Genomic DNA, 12,608 nt, shown 5'->3' on the forward strand with positions numbered 1-12,608 from the left:
ATTTCGCGAAGTTAGATTAAAGCTCATTTCTGTAGGCACAGATCCAGCTTTGATTCAAAATCACCCCACTCTGCGCGTCCTTCAAACGTGGTATCCCACTCAGAAAAAGTGGTCGGAGGCAGAAATCGAACTTCCTCAGTTTATAACAGGAGTAGATGCGCCCTATTGGCTTAGCTTATTTCCCCATGCCGCCGCCATTAGTCTTGACTTCTTAAATTTCTGGGAAGATCCTAAACAATGGCTGATAAACTACCAGCACCGTTTCAGTCTACATCCACCAATGACTGGACTCAAAACCAGCTATGGGCTAGAAATGAACGGTAAATCGAGGCAAATCACAGTTGACCTACAAACTGATTCCGGTTGGATGTTTACTTGTGGAGATCAAAGAATCAACCGCCTTACGCTAAAAGCGATCGAGCTTCCACCCATTCAAATTGCAGAAGGGGAAACCGAAGCAGACATCGGAGAACCCACGAGATGATCACAAAAATCCCTCTTCTGCTACAGAGGTCCCAGGAAAAATTCCAACTTTAGCTAGTAAAAAACGTTTAGCGAACCGACTAGATTAAGAAGAAAATTTGGATCGACTCAATTTCCTGTTTATTCTCCAGCATCCGTTTTCTTATAAACCAATGGCTCTAAAGTTAAGTATTCGGAAACTCAAACACATTGCAGAAGCAAACACCTTTACAGCAGACTTATTGCTGAGTTTTTCTGGATGTACTCTAGCACTTGCGCTAATCATTTCCTTGTGCCCAACCTCGGTCATCAACCGTGAAAACAAAGACTTCAGCCGTAGTTTGATTCCTCTTTGCCTAGCTGGAATTGCCATGGGAATTCCTTGGAGAATCGGTGCAAAGCACTTCAAAAAGGAAATTGACGAAGACTTAGAAACCAATAGTCCCTGTCGACGCTGCAAATATTATAGCCATGAAGCTCAAGCAAAAGCTTTTTTGCTGCATCCCTGTGCACTTCATCCACAAGGAAAACCAGATACAGAATGTCGAGATTGGGATTTAGCTTAGTTCAGCAGCTAAAACTTGAAACACCAGATCAAATTGAACCTATACATAAGAAGCAAGATAAATCTCACCAAAAAGCTCAAATATGTCCACAGCTATAATCCCGATCGCAACCGTACCTTGTATCAAGTATCCAGGCGGAAAGCGGGGAGTCGTTACCGAACTCTACCCATACTGGGAAGCCCACAAAAGCCGCCGTCTCGTAGAATTATTCGTCGGCAGTGCGTCCGTTGCGCTTGGACTTCAGCCAGAGAGCGCGCTACTCAACGACAACAGCGCAATCATTATCAATTTACATCAGCAGCTTCAGCAGGGACTCTCTCCAGATCCTTCATGGGTGTACGACCGAACCTATTATCTCGATCGCCGCAACCGATTGAATGAGCTAATTCAAAGCAATCAAATCGAGGGTCCAGAAGCAGCCCAAATTGTGGTATTTCTAAGTAAGACAGGATTCAACGGATTATTTAGAACATCGGCTCGAACAGGATTTAACGTTCCATTCGGACAGCATAAAAATGTTAAATTTCCCACAGATTTTTCGCCTTGGCAAAGAGCCTACAAAAACTGGGTCTTTACCTGCCAAGACTTTGAAGCTGTTGAACTAACCGAAAGTGACTTCGTTTACAGCGATCCTCCCTATGTCGGTGAAGATACAACCGAGCCTGAATTTATTCAGGAAAGTCTATTTCTCGAAACCAGTGCCCCCAGAAACTTAAAGCGTGGCTTTACCCAATACAGTGAAAAAGGATTTACCTGGAACGATCAGGTTCGACTTGCGAAACGGCTTGCTCAACACCCAGGTCCCTGTCTGATTTCAAACGCCTTTAATCCCTGGATTATTCGGCTCTATGAATCATTGAATTTCACAATTAAGATCATTGAAGTTCAGCGAAGCATCGATTGCAAAGGCAAACGTCCAAAAGCAAAAGAAATCTTAGCCAGCCGTAATTGCTAACTTTATCCCGAGTCAACACATGCACGATCTTTCTCAACCTCCAGATTTAACTATATTACACCGGGAAATACAGAAGTTCACCGGCAAAAAACTCACCGATGTACAAGTTCAAATCTTAATCCATTTACAAAAAGTAGAAGAAGCAAATCTTGAACAGTTAACCAGCCAAACGGCTTCCACACCTGCCACAATCCTTGCGGCTTGTCGATTGCTCAATGAAAGCAACTTATGCTGGTGGAACGAGACCGTACCTCGTCATTACTACCTAACCGCACAAGGTCGCTGTATGTTAACTCAAATTCAATATCAAGCCAGAAGTCGCTCAGCACAAATCCGGTAACCCGATGCAGCCACATCGAAAACAAGCTGCTCCCTAACTTTAGAATCGGCAGCACTTGCCAAGATCTCATCCTCAAATTCAATTACAGCAAAAGCCACAGTCACCAATCACTACACACTGATGAAACTAAAATGCCAACAACCTACATTTCTTATTCCCCAAGACGCTCTGGCAGATTTAAACATCAAAACCCTTCAAGTCTTTAGCAGACAAATCATAACCCACCTGCGTTATGGAGGAATAGTTCGTCGCGAGATTGGCTGTAAAAGCAAAAACTATCGAATCGAGCTAGAGAACGTACAAAAGCACATCAGCTTCGGCAATTCAAGCCCAGTCAGTCAATATGCAGTCTATGAGCAGACGAACGCATTGCCAGAGATTATAACAACATACAGAAAATCAGCTGCAGACTCAGCTTGGTACATCGTTGGCTGGCTCCTTGTCAAGGAAGACACAGCTCCGGTCGATGAAGCGGTTACAATTTGGCTGTTAGACCCTGCAAATCAAAAAAGCAAAGCCATCCCAGTTCAGATGTACAGTATCTCCCACCCAGTATCAACTGAGATGCTTCAATCTCTTTAGTTCTGATTCCCCGCAGCAAGCCCAATTCAGAGAAGCATATGAGGCGAGCGAAGTAACACGCTGTCCGCTTGCGGTGATAATGTTCATTTCATCACAAGATAAAGCCGTCGATTAAGCGATTTAATGATAAACCGATAAACTGATGTACTTGAAACGCGACATTAAAAAAAAATAGACTGATTCAAGCGAGTATCCCAATCGAACTCTACAAGCTTTGGAGAAGTGAGAGTTTTCACCGTTTGAAGCAACCTATCCAAATCCACCGGCTTTAAGAGACACTCTTGAAATCCAGCTTGTTGCACTTCAGACAAGAGATCGCAAGACACAAATCCTGTCACAGCCACAACCGGCACTCGCTTAATCTGTCCTAAAGACATCTGGCGAATTTGTCGAAGCAAAGAAAAACCGTCTTCGCCAGGGAGTGCGATATCGGTAAGAATCAAATGAGGTTTATAACAACCGACGATTTGCAATGCTTGAGACACAGACGAGGCAAGCATCACATCAGCTTGCTCACATCTAAGTACGTGTTCAAACAAGCTACGGCTGTCTTCGTGGTCATCAACGACCAAAACGCGACGATTCTGTAGCATACATCCAAATTGTTTTAAAAGTGCGGACCAGCCCGTAATGCAGTCATCCAAGAAAACAAGCTGGAAATGTAACCAGCTAACCTTGGTCCATCAATGATCTAACTGTAGCGGATCTATTCGAGGGTCGCCACCCCTTAACTTTTTCTTTAGATTTGCTCAGAATCTTGAAAGGAATATGACTATTGCATATTAACTTTCAAAGTACACTGCCAAAAGATAGATTTTCACCACTGTAAGAAAGGGGTAGGCAGCCGCGCGAAAGACACGTCATTAGAAATCAAGCCACTAGCAAAACTTCAAAAATTGGAGCCAGTTCATGAAAGGAATTCTTTGGGGCGTATTAATGCAGCCTGTATCCATTCGCCACCGGTTCTCAGAAGGTCATCCCCATCACATTATATTGCCTTATAACGTATCTAGAGAAACCCATTTGCTTTTAGAAGGAATGAAATTTAGCGCGATCGCTTGGGCAGAATGTTGGAATTCACAGATTCAAGCAGTTCGAGTCACACTTCCCGACACAGTACCGTGTAACAAGTTGCATCCGCACATCACTATTTCATACCAGCGAGGAATCAGTCCTTCGTTCAGTAATCAAATGCTGGCATCCGAACATCACACAAACATCTGGGAAATACCTCTAAAAATCACTTGCCAAATTGAATTTCAGCCGCTCCAACCCCACCTGTTCGACTTTATTCCAGATGACATTGAGCCAAAACAGCTCAAGCAAGTTTCTCGAGAAGACGTACAATCCTGGTTAAAAGCCGGATACATCTCTGGTATTTCTACTGCTGAAAATGCAGCTTATCTCAGCCAGGAGTTAAATCTAGAGATCTCAGTTCAAGCACCAAAACATCCAATTAACCTGACTCGCGATTTTATTTGCGGGATTTGGAAACCTGGCTCAACTCCCAAAAATCAAATTCACTGGGTTTTGTACGAAGCTCCGCAGTGAAGCAGTTTACTATCACCACCACCTCTACCATGACCACAACCTATCTAATCACACGCATTACGAATTCCCGCATGGCTGAATTCTGGGGGAAGTACAAGCAATCTGAACGCTGTCGATGGATTCACAGTCTCTTTTACGCGGTGCCAATTTCAGAGTCTGATCTCGTGCAGAGGCTGCAAAAACTTAGCAAAAACCCTACCGTTGGATTCATTCAGGTTGAAGAACACATTCCATTACGCTGGCACCAAGCAACACAACCGATTCCGATCGATGACAACCTGATTCAACAATTCAAAAGAACCTACCAAGACATTCGGCGAACGCAATCGCTTGAGGGCGTGATCTGTGTTCGCCGAGAAGAAATTCAGGCAGCCATTAATCTTCCAAGTGAGATGTTTGATGCACTATTTGACCACTTAAAAGCGTCTGGGCTGATTGGAACCTACACATCAACCGTTAATCGCAGCGAAATTGTTTCTTGGATCGAGTGACAAAATCAGAAGAAAACTCAAGCATTACTAGGGTAAGAAGGCAAGCCAGATAGTCCAGTTCTAGCTAAAAGCTTGCTCAAGGTTCAAAGGAATCTCCCTGCTAGAACACCACTGTGCTGGGGAAGATTTCAAAGGATCTACTATCAATTCTGGCAAAAATGCCAATCTAATTGCAAAGCGTAATTGTCACGCCCTACGTTTTCGATCAAACGAAAACAGAGTTTTGAAGGAGAAAATTTATGAACAGTGAAACCATCGCAGATAGCTTCTTCGTCGGAGCTGGAGGACTCGAAGTTGCCTTTAAAGAAGCCTGCCAATACCTAGGCATAAACATTCCAATCCGAGTCGGAATTAACCATTGGGATCGAGCAGTCGAATCTTTTGTCCAAAATCATCCAGAAGTCGAGGCAATCTGCCAAGATGTGTTTGAATTTGATCCCACCATTTTTTCTCGATCGAGTATCGGGCTTTTGGCACCTTCTTGCGAGAAATTTAGCAGAGGAAGAGGGATAAAAGACGATCAGCAAATTATTCAACTTGGACTCTGGGATGCCGAAGAACTCTGTATGGCAGAAAAGCGCAAGAAATGGGAGAAAATGACACCCCAGCAACGCGAAAAAGCAAGGCTTGACGCTGACTATAGCCGATTGACAATGTATCAGGTTGTAAAATTAATCGAATATAATCGGTGGTCCCTAACGCTAGTAGAGAATGTGTGTGATGTCTTTCGCTGGTCACAATTTAGTAACTGGCGGCAAACGATTGAAAATATGGGCTATCGCATTCAGGCAGTGATTTGGAACAGCCAGTTTGCTCAACCACTCGCAACAGACCCCTTGGTATTAACACGAGGAGTCGTGCCGCAATCGCGCAATCGCGTCATCTTTGTCATCACCGATTTGAAGCTAAAAGTTCCCAATCTCAAGTTTCCGCGAGCAGCGTATTGTACTAAATGCAATCGTATCGTTCCAGGGCAACAGGTTTTCAAACGAGGATTCAAGCCAATTGAAGGCATTATGCCCGATGGCATCTGCGACTACGGACCCCAATGGCGCTATCTCTGCCCACATTGCTGGAGTATCGTTGAGCCGCCAACAATGCCTGCGTATGAAATTATAGACTGGAGTCTTCCCTGTCCGACAGTCGGAGAGCGAAAAGATCCGGAGTTTCGCAAACGCAATAAATGCAAAGAGCTAAAGCCCCCAACCCGACATCGCATCGGGATTGGCTTAAAGAAGTTTGGGACTCAACCACTTTTAATCGGCACAGACCACACTCAAGACATCGAGGGAAAAGTCTGGAACACTCACCGTGCGTGTCCAACACAAACCACCCGCCAGTCACTAGCCATTGGCGTTCCATTCATAACTGAAATGTACTCTAATAGCAATGCTAGAGAAGTGACAAAGCCAATGAGTACAATCACAACATCAGGTGGCTCAAAGCATTTTTTGACAGTGCCTCCCGCCTACATTCATTACTACTACTCGCGCGATAACAACACAAGTCAACTGAATCAGCCCGTCAACACGGCAACGACTGCGCCTCGCTATGCACTGGTGCAATCTCCGTTCCTGGTTCAATACAATGGGGCATCAGACGTACAACCCATTAACCACCCAACGCCAACCATTCCAACACACGATCGTTTTGCCGTAACAACGCCCAGTGGAGAGTCATTTAACTTAGACAATCCTGAAGATCTAGAAAAAGCGATTGATTTAAGCGGATTTCGAATGTTCAGCATTTCTGAAATCAAGTCAATTCAAAACTTTCAAGCAGATTTCACAGTTCTTGGAAACCAAAAGGAACAATCAAGACTCCTGGGTCAGGCGATCCCAGTAGCTGCTGCACGCGAAATTATCGCGCGTGCATTAGAAATTTTGCTGTAGTAAGGATCAGAACAACAGAAACTACACAGCTATCCAACAGGTAAAAAAATGTTGAGTGGTTGGGAGCGGCTGCTCCCAATATAAGTCCTCCAAGATCTAGGACAAAGAATGAGACTGCTCTTTCATGAAATATACAACCGAAAAACTCACCTCCAACCCTCGAAAGCGGGCAGCTTGAGAATCTATTAACTAACTGGCTATTAAAGCGAAGTCAGTTGCCCATTTGAGGCTATACCCGTCGAATACCTAGTGCTTTATGTCTAGCGTATTCGATAACAACACGAAGAGAACTGGTCTTCGTGCAAAGACCAAATCAGGTTACATGAATTCCAAGTACAAGTCGCTGAATCATACCTTGGGAATGGTGAAAAGCACTAGTTCAGTCGATTCATTCGAAAAGCTAGTCGATTCAGCGAGGCAAATCAACTGGAAAGAAGACAATGCAGGTCGTATATTTTTGCCGCAGATCAAACAAACCTATCAGCCACAACTCAGAGATTGAAATCAACGATAGGGAAACCCTCAGTCGGGTGACAATTGACTCATAGTTCACTCAAACCCGATCGCAGCTCGCGCATCATCACTCCAAAAGTTATAGTACGCTGTTGCCCTTAACATCTGTCTTGCACTAGCCAGTTTGTCGGTTTTTTGAACTGTGAAGTTAATAAAGGGATCTTGCCGGGTTCTAACCCCTTCAACCTCGAATAAATCATCTGGATGTCCTCCAAAAACAGTCACGCCTAAAGCATCAGTCTGTTCACTCAGTAGAGCGATAAAAGAATTCAACTCAGCGACGCTCATTGCATTGGGTTGCGGATGAACTACAAGCAAGACATCAAAAGTAGATTGCCGAGAAAAAGACTCGATCTTGCTATAAACTTCAGATGACAGTTGGCAATCCCCAAATGTGAAACGGTAAACCCAGCAATCAATCTTCTTTTGCAAACGACTACTTCGAGCAAAAGGACAAATCGGAAGTCCAGAAAAAACAGGGTGAGCAGACTCCAAAACGTTTTGAATGTACAAAAACATTCGCTGCCTTACCTCAAACGCATCCAAAACCATATTATTTGCCTGCAAAAACCTAAATCCAATCACAGACTATCCGCCATAAAGAGCGAAACCAATCTCTACTTCGATAGATTTCAATCCTTCACGTCAAAAATATTCAGTAACAACATGGAAACCCCGACTCGTATTCAGAGAGATTGCTTACAGCTTCATTTTCGAACCGACGATCTGACCTTAATTCGACAATCTGTAGAATCGATTCAGCGCAACTTACAACAGTTCTGACCACATCTTTGTTCTTAATACGGCGACACCACAAGTCATGCGGCTATCACCCTAAAAGGTACCTCAAACAATTCAAACTTCAATATTTTCAGGAGTTCCCTCATGGCTTTAAAGACTATCCGATTTAACAACGTACAGGAAGCAGATGCTTTTGTAACTGGAGTCTTCTGGGTCAATGACTCCACAATTTCACTAGTACGCGCAGCTCGCCACACTGATGGCACGATAGAATTATTTCTGAATGATACAGACAGCAAAGACGATCACATTCCGCCCCTCCAGATCAAAGACATTCTGCAAACGATCGAGCAAGCTACACCGGTATATGGAATGATAGAAGCAGAATGCTGGTCAGATGATACTCGCATCGAAGTCAAGTTTAATGCCGCTCCCTATTTTGCTCAAGCTTTAATCGAAGACATTTTGGCACTAGAACAATGCTCATGGGCACGCGATTACGCGTGTGATAACGTTGCAGAATTTTGTGAAAATCTCAATTCAGAAGTAGAAAGAATGTTCACTTATATCCGCAGCGCAGATCTGGGATTTGAGTGCAGCATTGACCGTCGCCTAGCACTTAACTGGTTACAACAGTATCGACCAGAACTCTTCACAAAAGAAAGCCCACTGCAATCACTATTAAATAATTCTGAGGTATAACCAACGGCGATTAACGGCAGCGCTTTAGATTCTGTCTTTGAAAAATGAAGGAAAACAACAGAAATATGACAGCAACCTTTGAAACTCACAAACTTGGCATTCTCTCAACCAATCATCTAACTCCCACAGATGCGCGAACCCTCGAAACACTTCTCGCAACTCTACATGGAAACGATAGCTTTCTCGTGTACACCGCGATCGGAGCCGATGAATTTTTCGAAGCCTGCATCTTACCGATCCTTCACGCAAATTTTAGCGAGACCTTCAAGACAATCATAATGTGGGCAAGAAGAGAGGAATTTAGTTACCTGCTATTTGATGGTGAAGGCATTGAGTACGTTGATCTATTTCCTATATTTGATGGTGAAGGCTAGCAAAGTTCTGAGTAGTCGTCCTCAAGAAACACAACCATGCTCAAGTTTTTTGTAGTCAGCAAGAAGATTTACACCGTCAAATGAAAGAGCATGAAAAAACTTACAATTCAAGACACAAGAGAGCGATTTAGCGCTAATGAGATAAGAATGCACTACCAAGCAAGAAAAGGGTATTGGTGGGGAGATCTCGATGGAGTGACGCACGGAGAAACAGATCTCAAGGTTATTCAAGCAGGCGTAATGTCCACAGAAGTTAGACGGCCATCTTCTAGATTAATAATCCGATCGGCAACATCCAAAATCCGATTGTCGTGCGTTACAAGCAGAATTGCTGCTCCCTGCTGTTTAGCAAGATTCTGCATAATTTCAACAACATCGCGACCTGACTTTTTATCGAGTGCCGCAGTCGGTTCATCTGCGAGAACAATCTTCGGATTGCAAACCAAAGCACGAGCGATCGCCACTCTTTGCTTCTGCCCTCCAGAAAGCTCGCTTGGATATTGATTAGTCCAGTCTCCTAGTCCAACTGCCGCCAACGTTGATTCTGCCATCGAATGCGCCTTAACTTTTGGAATATTGGAATGAAGCTCGATCGACATTTGCACGTTTTGTCGAGCAGTTAGAGAATTGAGTAAGTTATGCGCCTGAAAAATGTAGCCAATATTGCGCCGCACTTCAATTAACTTTCGTTCAGATGCCCCGCTCAATTCTTCGCCTAACACCCGCATACTCCCTTCCTGAGTGGATCGTAGTGCCCCAATCAAAGTTAAAAGCGTGGTTTTTCCAGAGCCAGAAGGACCTGTCATAATCACCACTTCTCCATACCCGATCGAGGCTGTCACCTCAAATAAAATCTGCTTCCGCAATCGACCAGAGCCGTAGTAGTGATTAACCTTTTGAATGTCAATGATCGAATCAGTCGGCATAGTTAGAAAATGTCAGCAGGATCAGCTTGTTGAACTTTGCGAACGGCAATCGCACCAGAAATCACACACATCAAAATCGTCAGAACTAAAACGATCATTCCTCGAGTGGCTGTCATCGCCAGAGGAAGAGCAGTTGCAGTCCGAGTAAGCTTATAAAGCCCAATACAAAGAAAATAGCCCGGAATGTAACCCATGATCGATAAGATCAGTGCTTCTTGGAACACAACCGAGAATAAATATCGATTCGTATAGCCCATGGCTTTTAACGTGGCATACTCGGCTAGATGATCGGCAACATCAGTATAGAGAACTTGATAAACAATCACAGTCCCCACCACAAAGCCAATCGCAGTCCCTAATGTGAAGATAAAGCCGATCGCAGTACTTTCCTTCCAATAGTTTTGCTCCAAGGACACAAATGCAGCTTTTGACATCACACGGACATCACCAACAAGAAAATCTTCTTTTGTTTCTTCAGGCTTTTTGTTCGGATCAACTCTGCGTTCACCAGGAAAATTCTTGAATCGCTCTAGTGTGATATCTAGATTGGCTCCTGGTTCAAGTTTAACGACACCAATATCAATTTGAGTCGGATCACGATTGGGAAAAATCCGGCGAAAATTCAGGTCGCTCGTAATCAGGTTGCCATCAGATCCAAATGAAGCCCCCATGCGAAATAAGCCACCCACCTCAACACGCCGCGATTCGACTTCGGTACGAATCGCAGGATCTGAAGAAGTAAGCGACTTAAATTTCTCTGAAATAGGGCCAAATTCTAAGCGGGATGCGCTATCAAATAAAACGACATCAGTAAGACGAATGTGATCACGATTCTCCTTTAGCCCTGGGAGATCAAAAATATCATCAGACGGATTCAGTCCAATGACAAAAATACTACGAGTTGGAGATGCAGGTGGACCTTGCCAAAACGGGTTCTTCCAAATTCCAAACCCCACATAAACTGGGCTAACCGACTGCACACCTGCAAATCCAAGCGACTGATACAAGCGCACCTGAGAAAAACTCTTCATCCGGATCAACGCAGTCGACTGCGGACTCAGCAGGAAGATGTCCCCATTCATACTGCGGTGCATCGTGATGGCACTTTCAAACAGGGCATCTTGGAAGCCGAGCTGAAGGAACATCAAAATTACTGCAAAGCCAATTCCAGCAAGTGCCACTAATAACCGAGCCTTCTCACGCTTCAACTGTAGCCAAGCAAGAGGAATTGAAAACATCAACAAGCCCTCCTTATAACTTGGACACAGATTTAGATTGCGGATCTATCGCGACTTTAACCTGTAAATTCGTTAAGTTCACAACGGATTGACTGTTATCCAACCGAATCTTTACTTCGACAACACGCGTATCTGTTTTACCTACAGGATCAGTATTAAGCACAGCATTCTTGCGGATCTGTAAGCCAACAAGATCGACTGTTCCCATTAGTTCACCTGGAAAGGCAAATCCGGTAATTCTCGCTCGCTGTCCCACTCTCACTTTGTTAATCGAATTCTCATCAACTTCAGCAACCACATACATCTGCGTTGTACGACCGAGATCAAGAACACCCTCAGCGCCAACAACTTCACCAGGATCAGCGTGAATTTTCAGCACTTGACCCTCGACCGGAGCACGCACGATCGCTTTATCTAGCTCCGCTTTCATCCGCTGAAGATTTGCGTTTGCTACCTGTACAGCCGCCAACATCTGCTGAATATCAGTTGGACGAACTTCCACTACGCTGCTCAAAGTTTGTTTTGCCCCTTCGAGTTCAAGCCGCGCCTGCTCGACGGCTTGAGCAGATTGTTGCCGTTGCTTTTCAGTCGTATCCAACAGAAGTTTACGATTACTGACTTCAAGTTCATTAACTGCACCTTGTTTGAAGAGTGTGGTAAAACGATTGTAATCCTGCTTCGCTTTTCGATATTCAGCGTCGACTTTAAAAAATTCTGCTTCAGCTTTTGGTAATCCTGCCTGTGCTCTCAATACCATTGTTTTTTGAGCATTAATATCGCCTTGCTTTGCGCCCACTTGTACCTGCGCCAATCGAGCTTCCGCTTCTTTCACCTGTGCTTCTGCCTGTATTACCGATGTTCGCAAGATTTGATAAGTATCCATCACCGCCAAAGGCTGATTCACTTTTACCTTTGCGCCTTCTTTTACCAAAATCCGCTCCACGCGCAATCCAGCAGATCCGCTTACAGACGAAGACATGGGAGCCGAAACTCGAATTACGCCTCCTTCCGGCTCTACTCGTCCCAACGCACTAACAGCATCGATTGGATTCGGTTGAGCCGTCGAAATTTGAGCAGAAACCTGTGAACTAGGACGAAAAAGCGAAAACGAAAAAATACCAAATCCAGTCACGAAAAGAGCTAGCGCAGATCCAATCCAAACAACCCGCGCTCCAACAGGCTTCATCAGCGGTTTTAATTTCACAGCAAACTCCCAAATGAACGAGATCAAAGCGAATTTAGCGACACCAAGAGTAAAATAAACCAGCAATATTC

The 12,608-nt window shown here is 44.2% G+C and carries 15 protein-coding genes; 10 read left to right on the plus strand and 5 right to left on the minus strand.

The annotated features are described in order from the left end of the window. Positions 1 to 49 precede the first annotated feature (49 nt). The 5 genes from ACQ4M5_RS00280 (at position 50) to ACQ4M5_RS00300 (ending at position 2,905) form a co-directional block, all read left to right on the plus strand. Positions 50 to 484, plus strand: a complete 435-nt coding sequence (locus ACQ4M5_RS00280; RefSeq protein ID WP_430673597.1) for a hypothetical protein — start codon at positions 50 to 52, stop codon at positions 482 to 484. A 151-nt stretch (positions 485 to 635) separates the two neighbouring features. Next, a complete protein-coding gene (locus ACQ4M5_RS00285; RefSeq protein ID WP_430673598.1) occupies positions 636 to 1,028 on the plus strand; it encodes a hypothetical protein in 393 nt (130 codons plus the stop codon). 82 nt (positions 1,029 to 1,110) lie between these two features. Then, positions 1,111 to 1,983: a DNA adenine methylase gene (locus ACQ4M5_RS00290; protein WP_430673599.1), complete on the plus strand. Its 873-nt coding sequence runs from the start codon at positions 1,111 to 1,113 to the stop codon at positions 1,981 to 1,983. 19 nt (positions 1,984 to 2,002) lie between these two features. Next, complete coding sequence (locus ACQ4M5_RS00295) at positions 2,003 to 2,323, plus strand: hypothetical protein (protein WP_430673600.1); 321 nt, start codon at positions 2,003 to 2,005, stop codon at positions 2,321 to 2,323. A 120-nt stretch (positions 2,324 to 2,443) separates the two neighbouring features. Beyond that, on the plus strand, positions 2,444 to 2,905 hold the full coding sequence (locus tag ACQ4M5_RS00300) for a hypothetical protein (protein ID WP_430673601.1): 462 nt from the start codon (positions 2,444 to 2,446) through the stop codon (positions 2,903 to 2,905). 161 nt (positions 2,906 to 3,066) lie between these two features. Here ACQ4M5_RS00300 and ACQ4M5_RS00305 read toward each other — a convergent pair whose 3' ends face one another. Continuing rightward, the gene (locus ACQ4M5_RS00305; RefSeq protein ID WP_430673602.1) at positions 3,067 to 3,549 is read right to left on the minus strand and encodes a response regulator; all 483 of its coding nucleotides are present in this window, start codon (positions 3,547 to 3,549) and stop codon (positions 3,067 to 3,069) included. A 265-nt stretch (positions 3,550 to 3,814) separates the two neighbouring features. Here ACQ4M5_RS00305 and ACQ4M5_RS00310 point away from each other — a divergent pair, with 265 nt between their 5' ends. The 3 genes from ACQ4M5_RS00310 to ACQ4M5_RS00320 all read left to right on the plus strand — a co-directional run bounded on the left by ACQ4M5_RS00310 (position 3,815) and on the right by ACQ4M5_RS00320 (position 6,839). Beyond that, positions 3,815 to 4,456, plus strand: coding sequence for a hypothetical protein (locus ACQ4M5_RS00310; RefSeq protein ID WP_430673603.1), 642 nt, complete (start codon positions 3,815 to 3,817; stop codon positions 4,454 to 4,456). A gap of 29 nt (positions 4,457 to 4,485) precedes the next feature. Beyond that, a complete protein-coding gene (locus ACQ4M5_RS00315) occupies positions 4,486 to 4,947 on the plus strand; it encodes a hypothetical protein (protein WP_430673604.1) in 462 nt (153 codons plus the stop codon). Positions 4,948 to 5,186: 239 nt separating this feature from the next. Beyond that, on the plus strand, positions 5,187 to 6,839 hold the full coding sequence (locus tag ACQ4M5_RS00320; RefSeq protein WP_430673605.1) for a DNA cytosine methyltransferase: 1,653 nt from the start codon (positions 5,187 to 5,189) through the stop codon (positions 6,837 to 6,839). Between the two features lie 549 nt (positions 6,840 to 7,388). On the opposite strand, the gene ACQ4M5_RS00325 is transcribed toward ACQ4M5_RS00320, so the two are convergent. Next, complete coding sequence (locus ACQ4M5_RS00325) at positions 7,389 to 7,919, minus strand: hypothetical protein (RefSeq protein WP_430673606.1); 531 nt, start codon at positions 7,917 to 7,919, stop codon at positions 7,389 to 7,391. A gap of 318 nt (positions 7,920 to 8,237) precedes the next feature. On the opposite strand from ACQ4M5_RS00325, the gene ACQ4M5_RS00330 reads away from it, so the two are divergent. After that, positions 8,238 to 8,795 (plus strand): hypothetical protein, encoded by a 558-nt coding sequence (locus ACQ4M5_RS00330; protein WP_430673607.1) that lies wholly within the window; start codon positions 8,238 to 8,240, stop codon positions 8,793 to 8,795. Between the two features lie 44 nt (positions 8,796 to 8,839). Beyond that, complete coding sequence (locus tag ACQ4M5_RS00335; RefSeq protein ID WP_430673608.1) at positions 8,840 to 9,169, plus strand: hypothetical protein; 330 nt, start codon at positions 8,840 to 8,842, stop codon at positions 9,167 to 9,169. A 227-nt stretch (positions 9,170 to 9,396) separates the two neighbouring features. Here the strand turns inward: ACQ4M5_RS00335 and ACQ4M5_RS00340 are convergent, their stop codons facing one another. From ACQ4M5_RS00340 to ACQ4M5_RS00350, 3 genes are read right to left on the minus strand one after another with little or no spacing between them, the layout of a single operon-like run. Further along, positions 9,397 to 10,095, minus strand: a complete 699-nt coding sequence (locus tag ACQ4M5_RS00340) for a DevA family ABC transporter ATP-binding protein (protein ID WP_430673609.1) — start codon at positions 10,093 to 10,095, stop codon at positions 9,397 to 9,399. A gap of 2 nt (positions 10,096 to 10,097) precedes the next feature. Continuing rightward, positions 10,098 to 11,333: an FtsX-like permease family protein gene (locus tag ACQ4M5_RS00345; RefSeq protein ID WP_430673610.1), complete on the minus strand. Its 1,236-nt coding sequence runs from the start codon at positions 11,331 to 11,333 to the stop codon at positions 10,098 to 10,100. A gap of 13 nt (positions 11,334 to 11,346) precedes the next feature. After that, positions 11,347 to 12,537 (minus strand): HlyD family efflux transporter periplasmic adaptor subunit, encoded by a 1,191-nt coding sequence (locus tag ACQ4M5_RS00350; protein ID WP_430673611.1) that lies wholly within the window; start codon positions 12,535 to 12,537, stop codon positions 11,347 to 11,349. Positions 12,538 to 12,608 lie beyond the last annotated feature (71 nt).

Origin of the sequence: Leptolyngbya sp. AN10 (genome assembly GCF_050565645.1) — a bacterium.
GTDB lineage: Bacteria > Cyanobacteriota > Cyanobacteriia > Leptolyngbyales > Leptolyngbyaceae > Leptolyngbya.